The sequence below is a fragment of the Pseudomonas sp. GW821-FHT07E12 genome, from assembly GCF_058986605.1.
Genome location: NZ_JBYSVX010000017.1, coordinates 54,354 through 78,558 on the forward strand (window position 1 = coordinate 54,354; position 24,205 = coordinate 78,558).

At 66.8% G+C, this 24,205-nt stretch carries 24 protein-coding genes; 20 read left to right on the forward strand and 4 right to left on the reverse strand.

Annotated elements, in window-relative coordinates; all coding sequences use genetic code 11:
- The first annotated feature begins 36 nt into the window (after nucleotides 1-36).
- From AC3WJE_RS11440 to AC3WJE_RS11520, 17 genes are all read left to right on the forward strand, one after another.
- Nucleotides 37-570, forward strand: coding sequence for an A24 family peptidase (locus AC3WJE_RS11440; protein ID WP_493730920.1), 534 nt, complete (start codon nucleotides 37-39; stop codon nucleotides 568-570).
- Between the two features lie 67 nt (nucleotides 571-637).
- The gene (locus AC3WJE_RS11445; protein WP_493730921.1) at nucleotides 638-1,063 is read left to right on the forward strand and encodes a hypothetical protein; all 426 of its coding nucleotides are present in this window, start codon (nucleotides 638-640) and stop codon (nucleotides 1,061-1,063) included.
- A 33-nt stretch (nucleotides 1,064-1,096) separates the two neighbouring features.
- Nucleotides 1,097-2,170, forward strand: coding sequence for a Flp pilus assembly protein CpaB (gene cpaB / locus AC3WJE_RS11450; RefSeq protein ID WP_493730922.1), 1,074 nt, complete (start codon nucleotides 1,097-1,099; stop codon nucleotides 2,168-2,170).
- 33 nt (nucleotides 2,171-2,203) lie between these two features.
- Nucleotides 2,204-3,502: a type II and III secretion system protein family protein gene (locus AC3WJE_RS11455; protein WP_493730923.1), complete on the forward strand. Its 1,299-nt coding sequence runs from the start codon at nucleotides 2,204-2,206 to the stop codon at nucleotides 3,500-3,502.
- 23 nt (nucleotides 3,503-3,525) lie between these two features.
- A complete protein-coding gene (locus AC3WJE_RS11460) occupies nucleotides 3,526-4,812 on the forward strand; it encodes a CpaE/TadZ family protein (protein WP_493730924.1) in 1,287 nt (428 codons plus the stop codon).
- Nucleotides 4,797-6,146, forward strand: a complete 1,350-nt coding sequence (locus AC3WJE_RS11465) for a TadA family conjugal transfer-associated ATPase (RefSeq protein ID WP_493730925.1) — start codon at nucleotides 4,797-4,799, stop codon at nucleotides 6,144-6,146. Before AC3WJE_RS11460 ends, AC3WJE_RS11465 begins: the two co-directional genes overlap by 16 nt.
- On the forward strand, nucleotides 6,143-7,090 hold the full coding sequence (locus AC3WJE_RS11470) for a type II secretion system F family protein (protein WP_493730926.1): 948 nt from the start codon (nucleotides 6,143-6,145) through the stop codon (nucleotides 7,088-7,090). The genes AC3WJE_RS11465 and AC3WJE_RS11470 overlap by 4 nt, the downstream gene beginning before the upstream one ends.
- 25 nt (nucleotides 7,091-7,115) lie before the next feature.
- A complete protein-coding gene (locus tag AC3WJE_RS11475) occupies nucleotides 7,116-8,051 on the forward strand; it encodes a type II secretion system F family protein (RefSeq protein ID WP_493730927.1) in 936 nt (311 codons plus the stop codon).
- Complete coding sequence (locus AC3WJE_RS11480; protein ID WP_493730928.1) at nucleotides 8,048-8,878, forward strand: tetratricopeptide repeat protein; 831 nt, start codon at nucleotides 8,048-8,050, stop codon at nucleotides 8,876-8,878. Before AC3WJE_RS11475 ends, AC3WJE_RS11480 begins: the two co-directional genes overlap by 4 nt.
- On the forward strand, nucleotides 8,875-9,279 hold the full coding sequence (locus AC3WJE_RS11485) for a DUF3613 domain-containing protein (protein WP_493730929.1): 405 nt from the start codon (nucleotides 8,875-8,877) through the stop codon (nucleotides 9,277-9,279). The genes AC3WJE_RS11480 and AC3WJE_RS11485 overlap by 4 nt, the downstream gene beginning before the upstream one ends.
- A 5-nt stretch (nucleotides 9,280-9,284) precedes the next feature.
- Nucleotides 9,285-11,417 carry a pilus assembly protein TadG-related protein gene (locus AC3WJE_RS11490; RefSeq protein WP_493730930.1) on the forward strand — a complete coding sequence of 711 codons (2,133 nt, stop codon included), beginning with the start codon at nucleotides 9,285-9,287 and terminating at the stop codon, nucleotides 11,415-11,417.
- A gap of 110 nt (nucleotides 11,418-11,527) precedes the next feature.
- Nucleotides 11,528-12,256, forward strand: coding sequence for a DUF2968 domain-containing protein (locus AC3WJE_RS11495; RefSeq protein WP_493730931.1), 729 nt, complete (start codon nucleotides 11,528-11,530; stop codon nucleotides 12,254-12,256).
- A 162-nt stretch (nucleotides 12,257-12,418) separates the two neighbouring features.
- Nucleotides 12,419-13,276: a thioredoxin gene (gene trxA, locus AC3WJE_RS11500; protein WP_493730932.1), complete on the forward strand. Its 858-nt coding sequence runs from the start codon at nucleotides 12,419-12,421 to the stop codon at nucleotides 13,274-13,276.
- Between the two features lie 223 nt (nucleotides 13,277-13,499).
- On the forward strand, nucleotides 13,500-15,158 hold the full coding sequence (locus tag AC3WJE_RS11505; RefSeq protein ID WP_493730933.1) for a FecR family protein: 1,659 nt from the start codon (nucleotides 13,500-13,502) through the stop codon (nucleotides 15,156-15,158).
- A 2-nt stretch (nucleotides 15,159-15,160) separates the two neighbouring features.
- Nucleotides 15,161-16,786, forward strand: a complete 1,626-nt coding sequence (locus AC3WJE_RS11510; RefSeq protein ID WP_493730934.1) for a CHASE2 domain-containing protein — start codon at nucleotides 15,161-15,163, stop codon at nucleotides 16,784-16,786.
- 55 nt (nucleotides 16,787-16,841) lie between these two features.
- Nucleotides 16,842-17,291, forward strand: coding sequence for a DUF4442 domain-containing protein (locus tag AC3WJE_RS11515; protein ID WP_493730935.1), 450 nt, complete (start codon nucleotides 16,842-16,844; stop codon nucleotides 17,289-17,291).
- Nucleotides 17,292-17,465: 174 nt separating this feature from the next.
- Nucleotides 17,466-18,371: a peptidylprolyl isomerase gene (locus tag AC3WJE_RS11520; RefSeq protein ID WP_493730936.1), complete on the forward strand. Its 906-nt coding sequence runs from the start codon at nucleotides 17,466-17,468 to the stop codon at nucleotides 18,369-18,371.
- Nucleotides 18,372-18,492: 121 nt separating this feature from the next.
- Here the strand turns inward: AC3WJE_RS11520 and AC3WJE_RS11525 are convergent, their stop codons facing one another.
- Together AC3WJE_RS11525 and AC3WJE_RS11530 are read right to left on the reverse strand one after the other, a co-directional pair.
- On the reverse strand, nucleotides 18,493-18,987 hold the full coding sequence (locus AC3WJE_RS11525; RefSeq protein WP_493730937.1) for a DinB family protein: 495 nt from the start codon (nucleotides 18,985-18,987) through the stop codon (nucleotides 18,493-18,495).
- Between the two features lie 7 nt (nucleotides 18,988-18,994).
- Complete coding sequence (locus tag AC3WJE_RS11530) at nucleotides 18,995-19,897, reverse strand: DMT family transporter (RefSeq protein ID WP_493730938.1); 903 nt, start codon at nucleotides 19,895-19,897, stop codon at nucleotides 18,995-18,997.
- A gap of 167 nt (nucleotides 19,898-20,064) precedes the next feature.
- Between AC3WJE_RS11530 and AC3WJE_RS11535 the strand changes: the two genes are divergently transcribed.
- Genes AC3WJE_RS11535 through AC3WJE_RS11545 form a run of 3 tightly spaced genes read left to right on the forward strand, consistent with a single transcriptional unit; the run spans nucleotide 20,065 to nucleotide 22,921 of the window.
- Nucleotides 20,065-21,102, forward strand: coding sequence for a LysR substrate-binding domain-containing protein (locus AC3WJE_RS11535; protein WP_493730939.1), 1,038 nt, complete (start codon nucleotides 20,065-20,067; stop codon nucleotides 21,100-21,102).
- A gap of 35 nt (nucleotides 21,103-21,137) precedes the next feature.
- Nucleotides 21,138-21,455: a metalloregulator ArsR/SmtB family transcription factor gene (locus tag AC3WJE_RS11540; protein ID WP_493730940.1), complete on the forward strand. Its 318-nt coding sequence runs from the start codon at nucleotides 21,138-21,140 to the stop codon at nucleotides 21,453-21,455.
- A 35-nt stretch (nucleotides 21,456-21,490) separates the two neighbouring features.
- The gene (locus AC3WJE_RS11545) at nucleotides 21,491-22,921 is read left to right on the forward strand and encodes a DUF2867 domain-containing protein (protein ID WP_493730941.1); all 1,431 of its coding nucleotides are present in this window, start codon (nucleotides 21,491-21,493) and stop codon (nucleotides 22,919-22,921) included.
- Nucleotides 22,922-22,984: 63 nt separating this feature from the next.
- Here the strand turns inward: AC3WJE_RS11545 and AC3WJE_RS11550 are convergent, their stop codons facing one another.
- Entirely contained in the window at nucleotides 22,985-23,809 is an 825-nt protein-coding gene (locus AC3WJE_RS11550; RefSeq protein ID WP_493730942.1) for a DUF4349 domain-containing protein, read from the reverse strand.
- A complete protein-coding gene (locus AC3WJE_RS11555) occupies nucleotides 23,806-24,162 on the reverse strand; it encodes a GFA family protein (RefSeq protein ID WP_493730943.1) in 357 nt (118 codons plus the stop codon). The genes AC3WJE_RS11550 and AC3WJE_RS11555 overlap by 4 nt, the downstream gene beginning before the upstream one ends.
- Between the last annotated feature and the right edge of the window lie 43 nt (nucleotides 24,163-24,205).

A 24,205-nucleotide genomic window follows, 5' to 3' on the forward strand; every position in this document is an offset into this window, starting at 1 on the left:
GTCCAAGAAGCCGGCAGCCCACCGAATGGATCTCACATGTCCTTCATGACGATCACCATTCTCGCCCTCCTCTGCATACAGGTCGCCATCAGCGACCTGTATGCGCGACGAGTGTCGAACGGTGTATTGCTGATGGCGCTGCTGGCCGGCGCCATCACCATCGGCATGCAGGGCGGCGGCAGTCCAAGTCCGTCCCAGGCGTTGGCCGGGCTGTTGTGTGGATTGGTACTGCTGCCGTTCTATGCGTTCGGACTGATGGGAGCCGGCGATGTCAAATTCTTTGGCACGCTGGGCTTCCTGCTCGGTTGGCAGCCGATGCTGTCGATCTGGATCATGGCCAGCCTGCTGGCTGGCCTGCACGCAATTGCCGTTCTGTCGGTGCCGCGCCTGTTGAACTACATGCCGGTGCCTCTGCGTGTCTCCATCGAATATTCGCAGCGACGGCTGGATGCCAACCCGCTGCATCAGCGTGTGCTCGCCGCACGCCAGGGACGGCGCGGCATCCCGTATGCGGCCTACCTCGCACTGGCCGCGCTGGCGTTTGCGCTGAAGGGGTTCGCGAATGGCTGAGCACCTGCCGCGCATGAATCGCGGACAAGCAAGCGCACCGACTAACCGACGGAGCGCTCGCGGTGTGGTGACCGTCGAATACGCACTGATGCTCATCTTTGGCGTCCTGCCGCTGCTTCTGCTGACCTTTACCGGCGTGATGATCTTCGCCGCCAAACAGACACTGGAACTGGCCGCCGCCGAAGGCGCCCGCGCCTCGCTGCGCTACGGCACCATTGCCGAGCGCCGGAACGCCGCATGTCTGGCCGCAAGCGACTCCATGCAGTGGTTGACCGAGTTCACCGGAGAGGCCGCGACCTGCCCCAGCACTGCGGCTCCGGTTGCCGTCACTCCGATCGCATGCACCGGCAATGCCGCTCAGCAGTGCATGCAGGTCACGGTGACCTACGACTACGAAAACCACCCATTCCTTCCCGGCACCGTGACCTTGTACAGCTGGACGATGGGCAATCTGACCAGTACCGCAGTGGCCCAACTCGATCTGGGCGACTGATTCTTTCCACTCGCAATTCAAGGAGATCCGGCGATGCAGAAAGTGACCAGGACCGCCGCCCTGCTATTGGTCGCTGTCGCCGGCTTGTTGCTGGTCATTGCGATAGCGATGGGCTTGCGCAAACCCAAACCGGCAACGCCGGCCGTTACCTCCCAGACACAGCAGAAGGGCGACGTGGCCACCGTGGTGGCCTCACGTGATCTTCCCGCCGGCGTGCCGATCACCACCAACGACCTGCGCATGGTCCCGTTGGCTGCACTGCCATCCGGCGGCTACACCAGCGCGGTTCCGCTGATCGGCAAGGTGCCGGTCGTGGCGATCAGCAGCGGTACCCCGCTGACCAATACACAGCTGGCCGAAGGCTTGGCCCTCAATCTGCAGCCCGGCGAGCGTGCGCTGGCGGTTCCGGTCGACGAACTGGTCGGCGTCGGCAACCGCGTCATGCCGGGCGACTACGTCGATGTTTTCCTCAGCCTCAAGGAGAGCACACGCGGACTGCAAACTCAGCAGGATGGCAATGACAGCCAATCGCGGTTGCTGCTCTCGCATCTGCGTGTGCTCAGCTACGGCGTTCGCGACCTCGATTTCAATGCGACGCCGGGCGAAACCGACGACCAGGCGCAGACCCAAGCGCAACCGCAGACGGTTGCCGGCCCCAACAGCCCCCGTGCGGCTGCCATCGCCAGTCGCAGCGGCAACAGCGTGGGCAGCAGCAATCGCGACCCGGCGGCACAGCCACGCAGCGCGGTATTGGCGGTACCGGTGGAAGAAGCCAACCAGCTTCTGCTCGGCGCACAGAGCGGCAAGCTGTTTCTGGCGCTGCGCCATCCTGCCGATCCCGGCCGGCCGGACGAAAGCCTGTTTCCGCGTCCGCGCAATGTGCTGACACCGCGTGTGGACCTGAGCCCCAGCCTGCGCGATACCGCTTCGACACCGGAGAACACCGCCTTTGCCGGTATCGATGACGCGGCACTGGCCGGACGCAACAAGTCGCCACCACCTGCAACCACCACGCGCAATGCGGCGCCGCGCAGCACTCGTCGGCCTGCGGGTTCCTCGCTCGAAATCATCCGTGGCGGCCAGACCGGCACGCTTTCTTCTCCCTGATCCGGTGCCCACATGAGCGAACGACTCCGCCGCATGCGCTCCATCCTCCGCCGTTGGCCGTTGGCCGTGCTGCTGGCTCTGGCCTGCACCGGTGCTGCCGGCAACGACGGCTCCGAGTTGGTCCTGCAGACGCATGAGCAACGCCCGTGGACACTGCCGGCAGACCTGGAGCGCATCGCCATCGCCGACCCCGCAGTCGCCGATCTGGTGACATTGAAGAACAAGCGCCAGGCGCTGTTGATCGGCAAGCAGCCGGGACAGACCACGCTGCTGCTATGGCAGCGCGGCAATGCCACCCCGCAGCGCATCGTGGTGGCGGTGCGCAGTCCGGTGCAGCAGGAACTGCTCGAAGGACGCGGCCCCGGCCTGACCCTCGCCGACGGCGGCGCGCTGCTGCAGGGCAATGCCGACTCGGTACTGTCGCATCAGCGTGCCTACAAGGCCGCGCAGGCCACGGTGGGCGAGAAAGGCGTGGTCAACGATGTCTCCACCGTCGCCAGCGGCGGCGTGGTGCAGGTGGAAGTGAAGGTGGTCGAATTCAACAAGACCGTGCTGCGCCAGATCGGCATCAGCTTCAAGGACACCAATGGTGGTTTCAGCTACGGCATCACCGCGCCCAGTAGCTCCAGCAGTAGCTCCGGTACCGGTACCAGTGCGTTGTCGTCCGCGTTCAATCTCGTCGCCAGCTCGTTGACGCACGGTTGGGAAGCAAACATCGACCTGCTGCAGAGCAACGGCATGGCACGCGTGCTGGCCGAACCGACGCTGGTTGCGCTGTCCGGCCAGAGCGCGAGCTTCCTGGCCGGTGGCGAACTGCCGATCCTCGAACCACAGGGCCTGGGCACCACCACCATCACCTACAAGCCGTTCGGCATCGGCCTGACCGTGACGCCCACCGTGTTGTCGGCCGATCGCATCGCGCTGAAGGTCGCCCCCGAGGCCAGCGATCTCGATTACAGCAACGGTGTCAGCCTCAATGGCATCCAGGTTCCCTCGATCACCACCCGCCGCGCCGACACCACGGTGGAACTGGGCGACGGCGAGAGCTTCGTGATCGGCGGGCTGGTCAGCAGCAACCTCACATCGACCGTGAACAAGATCCCGTTGCTCGGCGATCTGCCGATCATCGGCTCGTTCTTCCGCAACCTGAACTACAGCCGCCAGGACAAGGAGCTGGTGATCGTGGTGACACCGCGACTGGTGCGGCCGATCGCACGTGGCGCTGACGTGCCATTGCCCGGTGCGCGCGAATCCAAGCCCAACCTCCCGGTCTGGGGAACATGGCTTCTGCAGCCTGCCAGCTCCGACCAATTGCCGGGCTTTTCCCGTTGAGTAATGAGGAACCCTTTCCGCCCATGTCCAAGGTAACGGCCATGCAGGTTCGCAGCGTCCCCGGTCAAGCGGTGCGCATGCTGCTCTATACCCCGGACAATCGCTACATCGCGCGGTTGGGCGCGAAGCTGGGCGGTATCGCCGAGCTGCAGTGGGAAGACAGCCGCGACATCGCGCCGTCATTGCTGGCCGCGCAACAGGCGAGCTGGCAGGTGGTGCTGCTCGATTACTCCAGTACCAACGCCGGCTATTCCTCGGAACTGACCGTGCAGCTGCGCACGCTGATGCCCGGCGTACCGGTGGTGGCCGTCGGCCCGTCCGGCCCCGAGCACGCACCCGGCGTGCTCGCCGCGCTGCGGGCGGGCGTCAGCGATTTCATCGATATCGAAAGTCCCCCCGAAGAAATCCAGGCGGCGTTGCTGCGGGTACTGTCGCAGCCGGCACCGACGCGCGCGCCGATTGCAGTCGAAGCACCGCCACCGCAAGCCAAGGGCCGGCTGATCGCGATACTCGGCAGCCGCGCCGGCGTGGGCACCACCACGCTCGTCACCCAGCTCGGCGTGCTGTTGCAGCGCCCAGCCACCACCACCCCGGCCAGCGATGGCCCGGACAACCGCCGGCTGCTGCTCGACCTGGGCCTGCCCAGTGGCGATGCCGCGCTCTATCTCAACGCCGACGCCTCCTTCCACTACGAAGACGCGCTGCGCAATCTCGGCCGCATCGATTCCACCTTGGCGCGCACCGCGTTTGCCCATCATTCCAGCGGCCTGGCCTTGCTTGGTCATCCCGGTGGCGTGCAGCCGCCGGTGCACGATCCCAGCACGTTGCTCGATCGCCTGCGCGCTGTCTTCGGCCTGGTGCTGTGCGACCTGGGCGGGATGTCGCCCCAGCAACTGCCCGGCGGGCTGTTGCACGCGGCCGCGGAGATCTGGCTGCTGACCGACCAGAGCATCGGCTCGCTGGTCTCGCTCGATCACATCCTCAAGGAACTGGAGCAGCGCGGGCTGCGCAACGAGCGCCTGCAGCTGCTGGTCAATCGCTACGACGACAGCCACGGCATCAGTGCCACCCAGCTCGCCGCCCGTTTCGGAGTGCCGCTGCTGACCATCCTGCCCGACCGCACCCGCGCGCTGCACGCCTGCGCTGCCGAGGGCCAGCTGCTGTCGCAGCAATCTCCCAACGATCCGTACGTTCGAGCGCTGGCACCGCTACTGCGACGACTCGACCCTGGCGCGGTGATCGAATCCCCTGCTGGCCTGCGCCAACGCCTCCTTCGCGGTTTGAGTACCACCCCATGGAAACCAAAGTGACCCCGCTCAATCCCGCAAGCGCGGCGGTGGCAGTGGCTGCTCCCGTCGAACAGCCGCCGTTCGAGCAGACCGAGCAGTTCCAGGGTGTGCTCTCGGCCGCGCACGAGCACCTGCTCAATCGCATCGAGGACGAGCGCATCGATATCGATGCGTGGGCGCCGGACACCATCGCCAAGTACGTGCGCTCGCATACCGCCAGCTTCGTGCAGGAATGGCGCATCCCGGTCAACGAGCAGGAAATGGAACAGGTCGCCTCGGCCCTGCACAAGGAACTGACCGGTTTCGGCCCATTGGAGGACCTGCTGCTCGATCCGACGATCGAGGACATCCTGATCAACGGCTACAAGGACGTGCATATCTCCCAGGGCGGCGTGCTGCGGCGCGCGCAGCAGCGTTTCAGCGACGACCGCCACCTGCTGCGCATCCTGCGCCGCATCCTGGCGCCGCTGGGACGCCGCCTGGACGACTCAAACCCGATGGTCGATGCCCGCCTGCCCAACGGCGGCCGCCTCAACGCGATCATTCCGCCGCTGGCCGTCGATGGGGCGATGGTGTCGATCCGCAAGTTCCGCAAGGATCCGTTCACTCCCGACGAACTGCTCGCCAAGGGCACCTTCGACAAGCCCATGCACGCGCTGTTCAACGCCATGGTGCTGGGCCGCTGCAACATCCTGATCTCCGGCGGCACCAGCTCCGGCAAGACCTCGCTGCTCAACGCGCTGGCCAGTTTCATTCCGCACGACGAGCGCGTGGTCACCATCGAGGACACCGCCGAACTGTCACTCAACCACCCGCACGTGGTGCGACTGGAAAGCCGGCTCGGCGGCGCCGACGGCACCGGCGCGATCAGCATCCGCGAACTGGTGCGCAACAGCCTGCGCATGCGTCCCGACCGCATCGTGGTCGGCGAGGTGCGCGGCGCCGAAGTGCTGGAAATGCTGCAGGCGATGAACACCGGCCATGACGGCTCGATGGCCACCATCCATGCCAACTCACCGCGCGACTGTCTGTATCGCATGGAGATGCTGGCCGGCTTCGCCGGCTTCCAGGGCAGCGAGGAAAGCCTGCGCCGGCAGATCTCCAGTGCGGTCGATTTCATCGTGCAGATCTCGCGCCTGGCCGGCGGCCGCCGCGTGATCGTGTCGATCACCGAGGTCACCGGCGTGACCGACAACATGATCACCACCCAGGAGCTGTTCCGTCACGAGAACTGGTACGACGCCAACAACACCGAACGCGACCGTTGGATCGGGCTCGGCTTCCACCCGCATTGCCACAAGCTGGAGTCGTTCCGCCAGTTCCTGCGCAATGCCTCGATGGAAGACTACGCATGAGCCTGGCCCTGGTCCTGCTGAGCGTCGCCCTGCTCTGCCTGGCCGGCGGCATCGAGCTGTGGTGGAACACCACCGCGCGCCAGCGCCAGCGCGCCGCGGCCAGCCATGTCGAAACCCGCCTGACCAACGTTGCCCAGGTCGCGATGCCGACCACGTCCAATGCCGGCCCGACGTCGCCCCAAAGCGACACGCTTACCTCTCAACAGGCGCTACCGGCCTGGCGCGCACTGCTGCGCCGCGCCAATCTCCGCGACCGGATGCCCACCCTGATCCTGATCGTGCTCCCCGGGCTGGCGCTGGCCACAGTCACCTGGCTGCGCCTGCATTCGCTCAGTTTTTCCGCAATGGCGCTGGTGTTGTACGCGGTTGTCATCGCGCTGTGGCTGCGCCGCCGCATCGAACGCCAGCGCCAGCAACTGCTGCGGCAACTGCCCGACTTCCTCGAAAACATGGTGCGCCTGGCCGGGATCGGCAACAGCCTGTCGATGGCCTTCCAGACCGCCGCGCAGCAGGTGGCACCACCCTTGCGCCCGCTGCTCGACAATGCGTTGATCTACACCCGTGGCGGCCTGGACCTGGACCGCGCCTTGCAGCAGGCCGCGCGGCCCTACCACCTGCCGGCGATAGACACGCTGGCGGTGGTGCTGGGCACCAGCCTGCGCATCGGTGGCCGCAGCGATCAGATCCTGCAGCGCATGAGCGACTTCCTGCGCGACGTCGAGCAGGTCCAGCAGGAGCTGACCGCGACCACCTCCGAAACCCGCATGTCGGCCTGGGTGATCGGCCTGCTGCCGCCGGTCTGCTCGCTGCTGATGGCGCTGTTCAGCCCGGCCTTCTTCGAGCCGATGCTGCAGCAGTCGCTGGGCCACAAGCTGCTGATCGGCGCCTTGCTGCTTGAGGCTCTGGGCGTGCTGCTGCTGTACCGGCTGGCCAAATCGCTATGACACCGATCACCCACCGAGGCACTCCATGAACCTGCTTACCGCCGCGGTGATCCTGTTCGCGTTGGCGCTGCTGCTGTTCGCCGGCGACCTGCTGCTACGTGCACGTCGCGAGGAACGCGCCGAGAAATTCCTGCAACAAGCCCTGCATGGCCATCACGAAGACGGGCGTGCGACAAGCGACACACGCAGCACCAAACAACGCCTGCTCGACGAGATGGCCACGCTCGGCAAGCGCCTGGAAGGCGGCCGCTTGCAGGCCTTGTTGCTGGCCCCCGAGGATCATCTGCTGCTGGAACAGGCCGGCTGGAACACTCGCAGCGGCACCGCTGCTTTCCTCGGTCTGCGGCTGTTGCTGGCACTGCTGCTGCCACTGCTGGTGGTGATCGTGCTGCAGCCGGGCGGCATCCGTGCACCGATCCTGATCTTCGCCGCGTTGGCGGCCGGCGTATTGCTGCCCAAGCTGGTGCTGCGCAGTTGGGCCCAACGCCTGCGCAAGCGCGCAAGCGACGAGTTGCCGCTGATGATCGATCTGCTGCGACTGCTGCAGGGCGTGGGCTTCAGCATCGATCAAAGCCTGCAGATGATGGGCGACAAGCTGCGCGGTGCGCTACCGCTGCTCGGACGCGAACTGCACGAGGCCAATATCGCCTATACGCATGGACGCAGCCGCGCGCAGTCGCTGCGCCGCATCGGCGAATCATTCGGCAACGAAGACCTGTACAGCCTGGTGCAGATGATGGTGCAGGTGCACCAGCACGGCGGCGCCATGCAGGAGCCGCTGCGACAGTTCGGCATGCGCCTGCGCGAACAGCGCCGCATGCAGCTCAAGGAAAAGGTCGGCAAGCTCTCGGTAAAGATGACCATGGTGATGATGCTGACCCTGCTGCCGGCGCTGATGCTGGTACTGGCTGGCCCTGCCGTGCTCGCCCTGGCCAACGTCGTTGCGAGGATGGGGACATGAAACGGATGCTGCCTCTGGTTGCCGCCTGCCTGCTGGCCGCCTGCGCGCACGGTGATGGTTATCTGCGCGGCGCGCCCACGGCCGAGTCACTGGCCGAGCCCGCACCGCAGGACGATCGCGGCATGTACCTGGAACTGATCCGGCGCATGCAGCGCGAAGGCGCGTACTACGCGTCGCTGGCGCACATCGATGCCTATCGCAAGCGCTTTCCGGACAGCCCCGCGCTACGCGCGATGCAGGCCGAGGCGTTGCGCCGCACCGGTCGCGATGACGAGGCCTCCGAGGTCTATCGCAGCCTGCTCAAGAGTCCCGAGGCCGCCGCGGCCTGGCACGGCCTGGGCCTGATCGCCGCTACCCAGGAGCGCAGCGGCGACGCCGAATACGCATTGGCCAAGGCGGTCGAACTGGATCCGCTCAATACCGACTACCTCGGCGACCTTGGCTTCAATCGCCTGCGCGACGGTAACGGTGCACAGGCGCAGGGCCCGCTCGCGCAGGCTGCCGAACTGGCGCCGAGCAATCCGCGCGCGGCGGCCAATCTGGCGCTATGGATGCTGCTGCAAGGCCAGGCGGCACAGGCCGAGGCAATCATGCGCCAGGCCGCGTTGCCCGACGCCACTCGCGGCGAGGTCTATCGCCTCGCCGGCAGCCTGCGCAGCGCGCGACCGCGCCCGACGCCGGCGGCCGCCACCGGCGTGGCCAGCACTCCCGCCGCTTCCACCGCTACTCCCGCCACCGCCCCGTCCAGCACCGGCACCGTCGCCCGGCCCTCGATGCTGGAACGCTTCGGCAGCCCTCGTCCGTCCTCTCCGGAGACCACCCCATGACCACATCGAGCTCATGGCGCCTGCCGCTCGCCATCACCCTGGTCCTGTTCGCCGGCTCCGCGCTGGCGCAGCAGCAACAGCGTTTGACCGAGTCGCTGCCGAACACGCCCACCACCACCGCTCCCGCCCCTGCTCCGGTCACCAGTACCGAGCCGCTGCCGCCCCCCACCTCGCCGTTCGCCGACACCGCCCCACCCGCGCCCACGCACCCGCCTCGTCACGAGATCGGTGACGTCACCCGTGCGCTGTTGCGGATGCAGGCCGAAGGCACCTACGCCGGCCGCGCGCTGCCGATCCTCGGCGATCAGGCCAGCCGCAGCTACCAGCGTTATCTCAAGAGCTTCGAGTACGCGATCCCCGAGCACTTCGATCAGGCCGTTTCCTCCAGCAAGAGCCAGTGATTCCCATGTTCCCGCTGCCGCCCTCATCGTCCACACCGTCCCGCGAGCCGCGCGTCGTCGGGACGCAGCGGGGTGCGGCCGCGATCACGATCCTGCTGCTGATGCTGTCACTGGTGGCGATGCTCGGGCTGGTGGAGGTCGGCTATCTCTACTGGACCAAACGCGACCTGCAGAAAGTCGCCGACCTGTCGGCGCTGGCCGGCGCCGCACAGTTGGATCAATGCAGCGCCGCCAATGACAACAACACTGCCGCGCACGGCAACGCGGTGAACGACAACAAATTCACTGGCGATCTGACAATCCGCTGCGGCAACTGGGCTTCCAGCAACCCCGGCGACAACCATTTCATCGCCCCGACCGCCACCGCTCCGGTCAATGCCGTCAGGGTGATCGCGGAACGCAGCCCGGTTCCCTTCTTCAACCAGGTTCCGGCGCTGCCGAAAGTCAGCGCCAGCGCCGTGGCCTGGCGCTCCGCTCCGCAGGTAGCCTTCACCGTCGGCTCGCAACTGCTGAACGTCAACGGACAGGCGCCGCTGCAGCAGATACTGAAACTGGTCGGCGTGGACATCGACAACACCACCGTGCTCGGCTACCAGGGGCTGGCCAATCTGCAGATCACGCCGCGCGGGCTGCTCGAAGCGCTCGGCATAGGTGTCGGCACTGACCTTACCGTGGGCGGCTACAACGCCCTGCTCCAGGGCAACAGCGTCACTGTGGGCCAGTTGCTTGACGCCATGGTCCAGTTGGCCTCCCAGCAGGGCTTGGCCGGTATCAATCTGTCGTTGCTGCAACAGAGGCTGGTCTCCGCAGGCCTGAGCAGCGTGCAGATCAAGCTCGGCTCCAGCGACACGACGTCCGGGCTGTTCGCCGCCATCATCGCACCGGCCACCGATCCCGCCGCCGGCCTGGATGTACAGCTCAACGCGCTCGACCTGATCGGCGGCGCGGTCAGCATCGCCGGCTCGGGGCACGCCGTCACCATCAGTGGCCTGCAGGTGCTCGGCTCCGGCGTCACCGTGCAATCCAGCATCATCGAACCGCCCTCGATCGGCGTCGGCCCGGTCGGCACCGTTGCCTACAACGCGCAGGTGCGGCTGTTCGTCAACATCGACAGCAACAACCTCGCCGTGCTTTCGGCGGTATTCAAGCTGCTTGGCACTCGCCTGTTCCTGCCGATCTACATCGATGTGATCGACGGTTACGCCACCGCCACTGCCATCGACTGCAATGACACCCCCAGGAACGCCACGTTCAACGTGGTCTCCAGCATCGCCAACGTCTGCGTCGGCAACACCACCGCGAACTGGGCCTCCACCCGCGACATGTGCAGCACCAGCTTGACCAACGCACAGTTGCTCACTCTGTTCGGCCTTCCCGTGCTCAACAGCAAGATCCAATTGGCGGCCCTGTCCGATACCCAGAATCTGACCGTCGACGAAGGTGCTACCGGCTCCACCGCACCCAACAGCCTGGCACTCGGCAACACCGTCGCCAACCTTCTCTACGCCCTCCTGGACCTGCTAGGCGATCTGCTCAGCCCAACGAGCAGTGCCAGCAGCCAAGCGAGTGCCATAGCCACCCAGTATCTGGAAGCCACCAAGAACACTTCGACCGGACGCTACAGCGCCACGGCCGTCGTCCCGGCGCTACAAAACGGAACAGCCGATCTGGGCGCCCTCGGCACTTGGCAGACGAACATCATCCTCAGTTGCGGCTTGCTTACTTGCACCACCGGGACCGGCGACGTGTGGACCGGATTCGTTAAATCCACCCAGGTCGGTGGTTCCTTGCTTGGAACAGTGCTCAGCTTGCTGGGCCTCCAAGGCTGCGATGGCCTGCTGAGCCAGTTGCTCAACTACAACAACTGCATCGCCAACAACCTGGCCAAGTACCTGCAGACCAAGCCCGGCGGCCTGGATGGCCTGGGCACCTACAACCCCGTCACCGGTACCGGCAGTTGCAGCGGCGTTGTCTGTCTGCTGCTGAAGCCGGTGATCGATGCCGTGCTGCGCCCCCTGCTGAACTCGATCGGCGGGCTGCTGAGCAACATCCTCGCCAACGTCCTCGGCCTCCAGCTCGGCGTCACCGACGTCCACGTCCAATCCATCCAATGCAATTCCGCCCAACTGGTCTACTGATGCATGCCCAGCCACCCTCAGCCAGCGTTCAGCCCATGCTAGACTCGCCCGCGGCGGCAGTTCGTCGCACGCAGAGACCGGACAGGCTCGACATGCAGGGACCCCAGGGGATGAATCACCGCAAACACATCATGGCTGGCTGGTTGGCTGTTGCCGTACTGGTCACCACCACCGCTTGCACACCTCTCGCCTGGGCCGCCCGTGGCCAGCAGCGCAGCGAAACGCCGCCAGCGGCTCCCACCGCCGCTGCCGCCAGCAGGGACAGCACCGTCGGCAATACCGCCGCCGAACTGCGCCGGTTGATGGATGCCCAGCAGCTCACCGAACTGCGCACCACCTACAACGGCACCTACGGCGCCAGCCTGTTGTTCCATGCCGACTCGCTGCACTACTACGTCGCCCTGTTCCACGACAAGGAATTCTGGCGCGTGATCCGCACCGATTCCGCCGAGAACGCCGAGCAGCTCTACCGTACCTTCGTCGAGCAGACCAACCAGTTGGCGCAGGTCTACATCGACACCATTCGCCTGGATGCCGGCAAGCGCTACAGCGAACGCATGGTCGCGCTCAACGAAAGGCGCCTGCAGGGCTTGCAGCAGGAAATCGAGCAGCAGCGCCAACAGGCTCTGCAGGTCAGCGCGTCGCTGGAAGCCAACAAGCAGCAGGCGGTTTCGCTGAGCAGCGAACTGCGCGCCAGCAACTCGCAGTTGGAAGCGATCAACCAGCGCATCCAGAGCCTGCAGGCGCAGCAGGTCAAGCCCGACCTGGAACTGCCGCCGACCAACGCACAGCCCGCCACGGCACAGACCGCCCCGCTGCCGGCTGGCGATACGCCGTAATCGCGTCGCCCCCTGCCACGCCTCGTCGTCCCCGCGCACGCGGGGACGACAGCCAGGGCTCTGTCAGCTGCTCTGAATTACCTGAGTTGATCTGACCTCGACTTGCGTCTGCCCGGTTTGCCACCATCTGCTGCCTAATCCTCTTCAAAGGCCGCGCATCTGATGTCCGACAAGCCCCACGTATTCGACGCCACCACCGAAACCTTCGAGACCGAGGTCCTGCAGAAATCGTTGCAGGTGCCGGTGCTGGTGGATTTCTGGGCCACCTGGTGCGGCCCGTGCAAGACGCTGGGGCCGCTGCTGGAGAAGCTGGCGGCCGATTACAACGGCGCCTTCGAGCTGGCCAAGGTCGACGTGGACAAGGAACAGCAGATCGCCGCGGCATTCCAGATCCGCTCGGTACCGACCGTGTTCCTGGTCAAGGGCGGACAACTGGTCGATGGTTTCCCCGGCGCACTGCCGGAAGGCCAGCTGCGTGAATTCCTGACCCAGCACGGCATCGTCCCGGCCGAGGCCAACGAAGAACCGGTCGCACCGGAGGTGCCGCTGGATCCGCAGGCCGAGGTCACGCGCCTGCGTGAGGCGATCGCCGCAGAACCCGACAAGGCCGAGCTGCGGCTCGATCTGGCGCTGGCCCTGCTGAAGACCGGCGAGACCACCGAAGCCACCACGTTGATCGACGCGCTGCCGGCCAACCTGGCCACCGACGACCGTACCGTCCGCGCCAAGGCCCGCCTCGGTTTCGCCAGCGCGCTGAAGGACGCCCCGGCCGCCGACGCCCTGCAGACCGTCGTGGCCGCGAATGGCGCCGACCTGCGCGCGCGCCACCTGCTCGGCGTGCGTCTGCTGCTGGACGGCCAGGACGAAGCCGCGCTGGAGCAGTTCCTGGAAATGCTGCGACAGGACCGCACGTTCGACGAAGGCCTGCCGCGCAAGGCGCTGATCGATGCGTTCCGGGTGATCGAGGACGAGGACCTGGTCGGCCGCTATCGCCGCAAGATGTCCGCACTGCTGTTCTGAGCGCCACCGACATACGCCCTCCTCGCAAGGGAAGCATCCCGAGCGCAGGCCGTGCCCGCCGTGCATGGACACACGGCGGGATTGCCGGATGCCGCATAATTGTCAAGATCACCGTCTCGTCGCTGACCGGAAGTCCGTCACGGTTGGCTTCCCAATGACCGGCAGGCGGCATGGCGTGCACGCGTTTCATGTCCCACCGGTCTCCTGTCCCCCGAGAAGAACTGTGTCGTCCTTGCTTTCGTCTGGCCACCGCCAGCCCCGCCATTTCCTGCAGGCGTTGGCAGCCTGCCTGCTGATCGGACTTCTCGCAGCTTCACTGCCGGCCGGCGCCGAGGACTGGAACTACCGGGTCCGGCCGGGCGACACGCTGTGGGACCTGAGCGCCCGCTACCTCAAGCCCGGCATCGCCTGGCAGCGCCTGGGCACGCTCAACGCGGTGGCCGATCCATACGCGCTGCCGCCGGGCCGCACGCTGCGCTTCCCGATCCCCTGGCTGCAGGTGCAGCCCGCACCGGCACGACTGCTCGCCGTGCGCGGCGGGGTGCAGGTGCTGACCGGACAGGCGGTGCTCTCGGCGACGGTCGGCATGCCGCTGCAGATCGGCATGCAACTGCAGACCGGCAGCGATGCCAGCGCCACCGTCGAGTTCGCCGACCACTCGCAGATGCTGTTGCGCGAAGACACCCGCGTGCGTTTCGACCGGATGAGCCGCTACGGCGCCACAGGCATGGTCGATACCGGGGTACGCCTGGAAACCGGCCGCACCCTCAATGAAGTCACCCCTGCGCAAGGTCCTGCCTCGCGCTACATCATCGATACCCCCAATGGCAGCAGCAGCGTACGCGGCACCCGCTTCCGGGTCGCCGCCGGTGCCGACGACGGCCATGGCGCGACCGAGGTGCTGCGCGGCCTGGTGCAGGTCGAGAGCGACCGGGACCGACGCCTGTTGCACCCCGGCCAGGCCGCACGCCAGGGCGCGACCAGCGCGCCACGGCAGGAAGCACTGCTGCCGCCGCCCGTGCTCGATGACGCCGCCAGCCGGCTGGACGCCGCGCCGTTCCGCCTGGCCTGGGCGCCGGTGCCGGGCGCGACCGGCTACCGCGTCGAGGTGGTCGAGGCCGAGCGCCCGCAGGTGCTGCACTACGCCCGCCAGACCGCGCAACCGACGCTGCAGCTCGATGGGCTGGAGCCAGGCCAGTACCGCCTGCTGGTGCGCGCCGTCACCGACTACGGCATCGAGGGCGAGGACGCCAGCCGCACGCTCGACATCGCCGCCACCCCGACCCCGCCACTGACCATCGCCCCGCAGGCCGGCGAACGGATCCGCCAGCCGCAGCCGCGCTTCGAGTGGACGCGCCATCCGGAGGCGGAGGCGACCCGGCTGCAGGTCGCACGCGATCCGGGCTTCGCCGATCTGGTGTTCGAGCAGGAGGTCAAAGGCGTGCGTGCCCGCGCGCCGCAACCGCTGCCCCCCGGCGACTATTACTGGCGGGTCGCCTCGCGCGCCGACGACGGCCATCAGGGGCCGTTCGGCCAACCCCTGACGCTGCAGGTCAGCGACGCACCGGTCGATCCGGGCCTGGAGTCCGGCAACGATGACGGCCGCCTGACCCTGCGCTGGCAAGCCGGCGAACCGGGCCAGCACTACCGCGTCCAGCTCTCGCGCAAGCCCGACTTCTCGCGACTGCGGCTGGACGAAGTGGTCGACCAGCCCCAGGTCAGTCTCAAGCGGCCGTGGGGCGGCCACTGGTACGTGCGCGTGCAGGCCATCGACGACGACGGTTACGCCGCGCCGTTCTCCGAACCACAGCAGGTCGCACTGCGCTGCCGCGCCTGCTACGGCATCGCCGGCGGCAGTCTGCTGCTGTTGCTGGCGTTGTAGCGATGACGCTGGCGCGTCTGCGCTGGGCACTGGTCGCCGCCGCCACGCTGGTGGCCGGCGCACTTGCCTGGTCCGGGCTGACGGAGCGCCAGGACAAGCAGCTCCAGGACATCGTGGTACGCCATTGGCCGGTCGCGCCCGATCCGCGCCTGGCGATCATCGCCATCGACGACCGCAGCCTGCAGGCGCTGGGGAGCTGGCCCTGGCCGCGCGCGGTGCACGCGCGCCTGCTGGACCAGCTCACCGCGGCCGGCACCGACGCGGTGGCCCTGGACCTGGTGTTCAGCGAGCCGGACAGCAGGGGCACGAGCGATGACCGCACACTCGGCGAGGCGATCGCGCGCAATGGCAAGGTCAGCCTGCCGGTGATACCGAGCATGGATGCCGGCCTTCCCCTGCTGGAACTGCTGCCGGTCCCGGACATCGCGGCCCACGCCGCCGCCTTCAACCATACCGACCTGGAACGCGATACCGACGGCATGACGCGCGGCGTCTACCTGCGTGCCGGACTCGGCGATGCGCACTGGCCATCGCTCGGCGCTGCGCTGGCCGGAGTCGAGCCTCCGCCGCCCGGCCTGCACTCGGACCTGCCGGGCGATGCCACCGCCTACCGCTGGCATCGCGACGCCTATGTCGGCATCCGCTACGCCGGGCCGCCCGGCACGTTCCCGACCTATACCTACATCGACGTGCTGGAAGGCCGCATCGCCCCGTCCCTGCTGCACGGCCGCCGCATCATCGTCGGCGTCACCGCCACCGGCCTCGGTCCGCGCTTCCTGACCCCGATGTCGCAGGAGATCTGGATGAGCGGCGCCGAAGTCCAGGCCAACATCGCTTCGATGCTGTTGCAGGGCAAGGCAGTGACGCCGCTGCCGCGCGCGATGCAGACGCTGCTGGCCGCGCTGCTGGCTGCCGCAGGTGCCTGGGGGGTGACCTTGCCGGCGCACCGCCGGCGCGGCTGGGTCCTGGCCCCTGCCGCGGCGCTGGCTGGCCTCGTTTTGTCCGCGCTGGTCCTGCTGCTGGGCGCCGGCCGCGGGATCGTGATCGCACCGGCCATGGCCGCGACCGCCGCCGCGTTCGCTGCCTGGCTCGGCATCCACCTGCAGCATCTGCGCACCCTGGCCGAGCGCGATCCGCTGACCCGGCTCACCAACCGCCGCGGTTTCGAAACCACATTCGCACGTGAGTTTGCCGCCGCCCGCCGCAGCGGACGCTCCCTTGCGTTGATCCTCATCGACGTGGACCACTTCAAGCAGGTCAACGACCGTCTCGGCCATCCAGTCGGCGATCAGGTACTGCGCAACATCGCCGACGCCGCCGAGGCGCACGCACGCCGCACCCGCGATCTGGCGGTGCGCCTGGGCGGCGACGAATTCGCGTTGCTGCTGCCGGAGACCTCGCTTGAGCAGGCCTGCGAACTGGCCGAACACCTGCTGGTGCACGTCCGCGCCCTGCCTGCCCCCGACCCACGGCATCCGATCGGCATCACCGTGACGCTCGGCGTGCATGGCGCCGTCCCCGGCGAGCACGACCAGAACCCCGAGGGCTTCTTCGCACAGGCTGATGCCGCCCTGTATCGCGCCAAGCACCAGGGCCGCGACGGCTACGCCGCGAGCACCGCGCCCTGACCACCATACTCATGCGAATGGTAAGCTCCGGACTTTCCGGAACGTGGAACTGCACATGAAAGCAGGGCTGTTCAGACTCGGCCTCAACCTGTGGCCGCCATTCCTGTTCACCGGCATCCATGTGGCCGAGGTCGCCACGGACTACCGCTATGCCCGCATCGAGTTGCGCATGCGTCCGTGGAACCGCAACTACGTCGGCACCCATTTCGGCGGCAGCCTGTTCGCGATGAGCGATCCGTTCTGGATGCTGCTGGTGATGCAGAACATCGGCCGCGACTACTACGTCTGGGACAAGGCCGGCGCGATCGAGTTCGTCAAACCGGGCCGCGGTACGGTCGCCACCGACTTCCGGTTGGACGAGGCCGTGCTGGACGAGATCCGCGCCGCCACCGCCAGCGGCGAGAAGTACCTGCGCTGGTTCGAGAACGAAGTGATCGACGCTCAGGGTGACGTGGTCGCCCGCGTGCGCAAGCAGTTGTACGTACGCCGCAAGCCAGAGCGCTGAGCGAGGCATCATCGTAGAACCGAGCTTGCTCGGCTGAAGCAGTCTCGGGAAAACCTCAGCGGAGCGAGCTCCGTTCTACGGAACATTGTTGCCCCTGCGCGTCGACACCGTCATCGGGCTGTACCGGAATCGGCCACTCGCCCACAATCGGTCGATCCCCTTCTGGATACGCCGATGCCCGCCACTCGTCTTGCCCTGGCCTGCGCCGCCCTGCTCGCCTGCGCCTGTGCCAATGCCGCGCCTTATCGCAGTGCGCAGCAGATCCTGGAAGCTTCGCCGGCCTCGGCCTGGCGCACGCTGGATCCGGCCCGCACGCTGTACATGGAACTGGATACCGGCCGGGTGATCATCGAGCTGGCGCCGGCGTTCGCGCCGGAACACGTCGCCAACATCAGCACGCTGGCGCACGAACATTTCTGGGATGGGCTGAGCATCTATCGCTCGCAGGACAACTTCGTCGTGCAGTTCGGCGATCCGGACGGTGAGGAGGCCGGCAAGGCCAAATCGCTCGGCACTGCGAAAACCCATCTGCCGGCCGAGTTCCATCGGTCCGCCACCGGACTGGCCTTCGATCGGCTGCCCGATTCGGACGGCTGGGCGCCGGAAGTCGGCTTCGTCGGCGGCTTCCCGGCCGCACGCAATCCCAAGACCGGCACCGCCTGGCTGGCGCATTGCTACGGCACCCTCGGCGCCGGCCGCAACAACGCCGACGACAGCAGCATCGGCGCCGAGCTTTACGTGGTCACCGGCCAGTCGCCGCGCCAGCTCGACGACAACATCACCGTGGTCGGCCGCGTGGTCCAGGGCATGGAACTGCTCAGCACGATCCGGCGCGGGCCGCCGCCGATGGGCTTCTACGAGGACACCACCCAGCGCACGCCGATCCGCGCGATCCGCCTGGCCAGCGAGGTACCCGCGGCAGAACGCACGCCGTTGCAGGTGCTGCGCACAGACAGCCAGACCTTCCGTGATGCCACCGAAGCACGCCGCAACCGCGTCGATGATTTCTACAAGCGCCCGGCCGGCCACATAGACCTGTGCAACGTGCCGATCCCGGTGCGCAAGCCGCCGGCGGGTTGAGCGCGCGAAGGCACGGAATTCCAATCAAGAGTACGCACGCCCCGTAGGAGCGACTTCAGTCGCGCTGAGGCATTACCGGTAAAGCCCCATCGCGACTGAAGTCGCTCCTACCGCTCGCCGTTCAAACAGTTCCGTCGCGACGCCCGGGCTCGCTCGCATGCAGGAACCGGGTGAACGTATCGCTGGGACGATCGATGCCGCACGAGGTCAGCACCATGCCGACGTTGCCGCGGTGGTAGGCCCCGTGCGCCAGGACGTGGAACAGGATTTCCTCGCGCGTCATGCTGCCGCGCTCGCCATCGGTGAAGGTGAAGGAAATCGATTCCCGCAACGCCGCCGGGTCAACGCGCTCCGCATAGTCCCGATACCACGCATCCGAAGCCGTGATCCGCTCGCTCAACTGCTCGAGCGTGGGCGTCTCGGGCGTGTTCGTGCCCTGGAACGCGTGCGACCCGCCATCGAGATGCGCGGCGAAAATGCGATCCACCACGTACGTGTGGTTCATCAGGCGGACCGCGAGCTTCCACTGGTCCGGGTATTGCGATGCGTCGATCAACGCAAGCGCGTCGAGCATCTCGGCATTGGCCCAGGCCTTGTATCCGAATTGCTTTTGCATGGCTGCCTCAACGCGCGCGCTGGCTGACCGCCACGCTGCCCAGGATCAACATGCCTGCCAGCAGCATCGTCCAGGTCAACGGCTCACCGAGGATCAGCCACGCCAGCAGCGCGCCGAACACCGGGATCAGGTAGGTCACGGTCGAAGCACGGCCCGGGCCGATCCGCTGGATCAGCCGGTAATACAGCAGGTACGCCAGCCCGGTGCAGACCACACCGAGCGCCGACGCGCAGCCCCAGGCCTTGAGCGGGATCGCCCCGTGCGGCCAGTGCAGCCACGCCAGCGGCGACAGCAGCAGCGCGCTCGCACTCAGCGTGGCGGCGGCCGAGGCCGCCGGCGGCAGGTCGGCCATATGCCGCTTCACCAGGTTGTAGCCGATGCCGTACAGCAGCGATGCGGTGGCACCGGCCAGTGCGGCCGGGCCGACGCTCAATCCACCGGCCTTGCCGGTCGCCAGCACGACCACGCCGACGAAACCGACCAGCAACGCACCGGCGCGACGCCCACCGATCTTCTCGCCGAAGAACAGGAACGCCACCAGCGCGGTGAACAGCACCGTCATCGCGTTGCAGATCGCGCCAATCGCGGCCGGCGCGCGCTCGGCGCCCCAGGCGAACAGCAGGAACGGCAGCACCGAATTGAGCACGCCGATCCCGGCCAGCACCGGCCAGCGCCTCAGCGGGAACTGCGCACGCGCCAGCCACAGGAATGGCAACAGCACCAATGCGCCCAGAGTCAGCCGTATTTCCACCAGCGCGAATGGCCCGAACGCCGGCGCCGCCACCCGCATGAACAGGAACGAGCAGCCCCACACCACGCCGAGAAACAGCAGTTCGGCGGGAGTACGCCAATCGCGGCTGACGGTTGTTTCCCCTGTCATCACCACCTCGCCTTGCGTCGTGCCGCTCATGGCGTCACCGCCGCGAACGATGGCGTTGGAAACGAACGAAACAGCCCTGCGAACGGCGCGGCACGCATGTCGGAAACCCCATGGGAGAGGGCACGAGCATCCGCCTCGGACCGGCGCGCGACAAGCGAGTAGTATCGCGGCAAGCCACAAATATGATTCATGTCTCGATGAAACTGCGCCCGACCCTGCTGCCCGCGCTCGGCGTGTTCGCCGCCGCCGCGCGCCACCAGAACTTCGCCCACGCCGCCGAGGAACTGCACCTCACCGCCAGCGCGGTCAGCCACCACGTGCGCAAGCTGGAAGCGCTGCTCGGCGCGACGCTGTTCCAGCGCCATGCGCGCGGGGTCAAGCTCACTGCCGAAGGCCGCCAACTGGCCGATGCCGCGAGCGCCGCGCTCAACGACATCGCCGCCGTGGCCGGCAACCTGCACCCGCATCCGGACGCGGCACCGCTGCGCATCACCACCTTGCGTTCGCTCTCCTACTGCTGGCTGCTGCCGCGGCTGCCGCGCTTCTGCAACGCGCATCCGCACGTGCGGCTGGAGATCCAGACCGACAGCGCGTTCTCGCGTTTCGAGGAGGGCGGCCCGGACCTGGGCATCCGCTTCGGCGAAGGCGCATGGCCCGGACTCACCGCCCACCATCTGATGGACGAGGAACTGTTCCCGGTCGCCTCGCCGGCGCTGCCGCAGCTCGCGGATATCCGCAGCGCAAGCGATATCGCCACGCTGACACTGCTTACCGACCTGTCACCGCAGGGCTGGCGCGACTGGTTCCGCGCCGCCGGCGTACGTGGCGTGGAGCCACCACCGATGCACGCCTTCAACGACAGCACCGACGTGATGCGCGCGGCGGTATATGGCATCGGCGTGGCGCTGGCGCGCAAGCACATCGCCCAGCCCTACCTGCAACGCTACGAGCTGGTGCGACTGCCGGGCCCCGCACTGCGCGCCCGCTACGCCTACTACATCGTCTATCCCACCCACCGCCCGCCAAGCCCGGCCGCAGCGCTGTTCATCGACTGGCTCAAGCGCGAGGCCGGCGATGAGCGCACCCCGATGCCGGCGCTGCCGGCGGATCTGGTGGGTTTGCCTGCGGATGCGACCAGGAAGTCCGGCTCCGGACGGCATCGCACACGCTCGAAAATGACAGCACGTGGAGACGTGACGTCCCGTGCGCTTGACAAGTCAGGGCACACGGAGTAATTAATTAACTAATTCGTTAATCATCTAAATCATCGATGTCCATCGATCGCATCTTCGAAGCCCTCGCCTCGCGTCCACGCCGGGAAATCCTTGCCTACCTTTCAGCGCAGGAGCTGACTGCCGGCCAGATCGGCGAGCGCTTTGAAATGAGCGCGCCGGCAATCTCCCGGCATCTGTCGGTACTGGCCGCTGCCGGCCTGGTCAGCAGCGAGCGCCGGGGCCAGCACGTGATCTATCGGCTGACGCCCGACAGCCTGGTCAACACGCTCAGCGGCTTCGCTTTCGAAGTCTGCCCCACCGCCGGGCCGCTGCAGCGCGAGTCGCGCAAGCTCGCCAAGCGGACGCCACGCTAACCAAACCTTTTCCACCTTCTGCAGCAGGAGATGCCATGGATCGCCGTCGAGTCGTCGCAGAACCGAGTTTCCCCCGGGTTTCGCTACCCTCCCACTGCGGCGGCCGTCCGGTCGAGGTGATGCTGATCGCACAGCTCACTCCCGGTGGGGGTGATGCCTTGATTGCCCAGGCGAGTGATCGGCAGCTCCATCATCCGGCACATCACGATGCGCTCGACGAGCCATCTGCCCGGTTGTCGGCCCCCGACTTCGCACTGGGCGATCCGACGTCGCTGTTCTCGTTCTCGGTGGGGCCGCAGGGCCATCCATTCCATTGCCATGCCGGCAGCAGGCTGTTCACCGCAGTGACCGGCAGCGGCGGTGCACAGTTGCGCTTCTCCACCGCATCGCGGGCGCAGATCGAAGCGGATCCCAGCGCTTTTGTGCACGCATTGACCTACGTCAATCTGCCGGCGGATTGCCTGTTCAGCGTCAGGTTCGGCGGTGGAACCTGGCATCGATTCATGCCACTGCGAGATGGTGCGACGCATTCGGCGCTCTTCGCGCTCTCGTGCCATCCCGACGAGTCCGGCGGCATGCTCAGTGCCGAACAGCAGCACTCGGTTGCATCGGGACAAGCCACGATCGCGACCTTGACCGATCTGCTGCCAGACGCCGTTGCCGACCTGCTGGACTCACCGAGCTTCCGCCAGGCCGAGATTGCAACGGCATGGCTGTCGTTCAACGTCCCACCCGAGAGCTGGCAGCAACGATTTTGCGATCACTTGCGCAGTGCCAGCGGCCGGCTGTGCCGTGGCTTGTCACTGTGGCAGCGACAACGTCCTGGCTTCATCGCGACTTCGTCAGCACAACCGCGTGTACAGCCGTTGCCCTGCCCGCCTGCCGACTCGTTGTTGCACGAACAATTGGCCGACGACTTCCATTTCGAGGACGCCTACTCAGTACGACTGGATCTGCGACAAGTCCGCGCCGGCACGTTGCACGGACTGATGGCCGACCTGTTGCAATCGTTCGTGGACCAACCTTCGTCCGGCGTCAGCATGTTGATGCGATTGCGCAACCTGTTGGTCAAGCCCCTCGGCCTGCGCACGTCACGACTCGGCTGCCCGGTCTCCTCGCTGCTGAGCCCCGGTACCGGGACACTTTTCGCAGGTCGATTCCCGGTCCTCGCACAGCGCGAGGATACCGACCGGAAACAACTGCAGATCGTCCTGGGAGCCGACGACAAGCATCTTCGCTTCCGCTCCTGCATCAGCCTGCGTCGTATCGACGAGCACGGCATCGAACTGACCATGGGAACCCGGGTCAGCTGCCGCAACCTGTTCGGGCATGCCTACATGGCCGCGATCGAAGGCGTGCACCGGCGATACGTGATGTCCGCGCTACTGTCGTCTGCCGTTCGCGGCGTGCTGCGGGAAGCATCCGCGACACTGACGCTTGCATCGATGCAAGCGTCACACGGCTGACGGCACAACTGGCATCCTTGGCCGGCACTGGCCTCCATTCGATCAGCAGCGGCTACTGGCACCTCAGCCGTTGCGCTTGCGCCGCCGACGCCACCACGCGCGCAGCAGTGCCAGCAGCCCGATCACGATGATCGCGACCGGTGCGAGGCCAGCGGCTATGCGCACCAGGAACGCCACACTGTCGGCGAAGATCTGGCCGCTCTCGGCAAATGCCTCACCGATCGCGCTGCGTCCCTGTTCGCCGCCAGTGGCGGTGTAGCTGATCGAAACCTTCTGGGTGTCGATGCGGCGACGCTGTTGCGCGGCCTCGCGCTGTGCGGCTTCCGCCGATGCTTCGATCTCGGCGAGCCTTTGCGAGATCGCCAGCATATCGGCCACTTTGAGGTCGCTGCGCTGCTGGAATTCGAGCAGCCGCGCGTGCTCCTTCTGCAACCGGTCCTGGACCATGCGGTTGTCGGCGACCTGCTGGGCGAGGTCTTCCGCGCTCGTGCTGCGCGAGGCGATTTCGCCACCTTCACCGGCCAGCTTGAGGATTGGTTCGACGCCAGCGGGGGCGACCCGCAATTCGATACCACCCCTGGCATAAGTGCCGCCCTGCTGAGAGACCGACAGCACCGCGCAATCGCCGAAACGTGCCTGCAGGCACGCCTCCTGCACTGCGTCGACGCGCTTGGGAATCTCTGCCGCCGGCACGCGCACCTGCACATCCGTCTCGTAGGCAAGGAAGGTACCTGCCGGTGCCTGCAGCGCCTTGTCCCGAGCAAGCGGTGCAGCCGGGGCGATCGCCGCATAGCTCTCCGCATCCGCCGCGGCTTGCGGGCCGACCTTCTTGCTGCAGCCCGCCGCAATCACCATCACGGCCAAGACACCCAGCGCGCGCCACCTCACAGCCTGGCTCCATCAAACGCTACAACCTTCAGCGCGGCCAGATCCACGTCCGGCAGGCAGCGCACGTTCACCGCCACCATGCGTTCGCCATTCTGCGGATTGGTGCCCTCGCTGAAGGGCGCGATCCCGCACACCGTGCAGTGGTGATGGTCGATGTGGTGCTGGTTGAACTGGTAGGTCGCCAACCGCGCCGGGGCACTGCCGAGCACCAGCGCCTGATGCGGGCCGAACCACAGCAGGCCGCCGCGACGCCTGCACATCGAACAATTGCAGTCGTAGACCTCGGCGATGGCCGGCTCGGCCTCCAGCTCGAACGCGATCGCCCCGCAATGACAGCTGCCTATGTATTTCATCTCCGCCTCCCAGTGGAAAAGGGCGAGTGTAGAACGGGTTATC

What these genes read in the sequence shown, in the direction of transcription:
- AC3WJE_RS11440 (WP_493730920.1), top strand. Translation starts at nt 37, where the DNA reads ATGTCCTTCATGACGATCACCATTCTCGCCCTCCTCTGCATACAGGTC.
- cpaB (WP_493730922.1), top strand. Translation starts at nt 1,097, where the DNA reads ATGCAGAAAGTGACCAGGACCGCCGCCCTGCTATTGGTCGCTGTCGCC.
- AC3WJE_RS11455 (WP_493730923.1), top strand. Translation starts at nt 2,204, where the DNA reads ATGCGCTCCATCCTCCGCCGTTGGCCGTTGGCCGTGCTGCTGGCTCTG.
- AC3WJE_RS11460 (WP_493730924.1), top strand. Translation starts at nt 3,526, where the DNA reads ATGTCCAAGGTAACGGCCATGCAGGTTCGCAGCGTCCCCGGTCAAGCG.
- AC3WJE_RS11465 (WP_493730925.1), top strand. Translation starts at nt 4,797, where the DNA reads ATGGAAACCAAAGTGACCCCGCTCAATCCCGCAAGCGCGGCGGTGGCA.
- AC3WJE_RS11470 (WP_493730926.1), top strand. Translation starts at nt 6,143, where the DNA reads ATGAGCCTGGCCCTGGTCCTGCTGAGCGTCGCCCTGCTCTGCCTGGCC.
- AC3WJE_RS11475 (WP_493730927.1), top strand. Translation starts at nt 7,116, where the DNA reads ATGAACCTGCTTACCGCCGCGGTGATCCTGTTCGCGTTGGCGCTGCTG.
- AC3WJE_RS11480 (WP_493730928.1), top strand. Translation starts at nt 8,048, where the DNA reads ATGAAACGGATGCTGCCTCTGGTTGCCGCCTGCCTGCTGGCCGCCTGC.
- AC3WJE_RS11485 (WP_493730929.1), top strand. Translation starts at nt 8,875, where the DNA reads ATGACCACATCGAGCTCATGGCGCCTGCCGCTCGCCATCACCCTGGTC.
- AC3WJE_RS11490 (WP_493730930.1), top strand. Translation starts at nt 9,285, where the DNA reads ATGTTCCCGCTGCCGCCCTCATCGTCCACACCGTCCCGCGAGCCGCGC.
- AC3WJE_RS11495 (WP_493730931.1), top strand. Translation starts at nt 11,528, where the DNA reads ATGAATCACCGCAAACACATCATGGCTGGCTGGTTGGCTGTTGCCGTA.
- trxA (WP_493730932.1), top strand. Translation starts at nt 12,419, where the DNA reads ATGTCCGACAAGCCCCACGTATTCGACGCCACCACCGAAACCTTCGAG.
- AC3WJE_RS11510 (WP_493730934.1), top strand. Translation starts at nt 15,161, where the DNA reads ATGACGCTGGCGCGTCTGCGCTGGGCACTGGTCGCCGCCGCCACGCTG.
- AC3WJE_RS11515 (WP_493730935.1), top strand. Translation starts at nt 16,842, where the DNA reads ATGAAAGCAGGGCTGTTCAGACTCGGCCTCAACCTGTGGCCGCCATTC.
- AC3WJE_RS11520 (WP_493730936.1), top strand. Translation starts at nt 17,466, where the DNA reads ATGCCCGCCACTCGTCTTGCCCTGGCCTGCGCCGCCCTGCTCGCCTGC.
- AC3WJE_RS11525 (WP_493730937.1), bottom strand. Translation starts at nt 18,987, where the DNA reads ATGCAAAAGCAATTCGGATACAAGGCCTGGGCCAATGCCGAGATGCTC.
- AC3WJE_RS11530 (WP_493730938.1), bottom strand. Translation starts at nt 19,897, where the DNA reads ATGAGCGGCACGACGCAAGGCGAGGTGGTGATGACAGGGGAAACAACC.
- AC3WJE_RS11535 (WP_493730939.1), top strand. Translation starts at nt 20,065, where the DNA reads ATGAAACTGCGCCCGACCCTGCTGCCCGCGCTCGGCGTGTTCGCCGCC.
- AC3WJE_RS11540 (WP_493730940.1), top strand. Translation starts at nt 21,138, where the DNA reads ATGTCCATCGATCGCATCTTCGAAGCCCTCGCCTCGCGTCCACGCCGG.
- AC3WJE_RS11545 (WP_493730941.1), top strand. Translation starts at nt 21,491, where the DNA reads ATGGATCGCCGTCGAGTCGTCGCAGAACCGAGTTTCCCCCGGGTTTCG.
- AC3WJE_RS11555 (WP_493730943.1), bottom strand. Translation starts at nt 24,162, where the DNA reads ATGAAATACATAGGCAGCTGTCATTGCGGGGCGATCGCGTTCGAGCTG.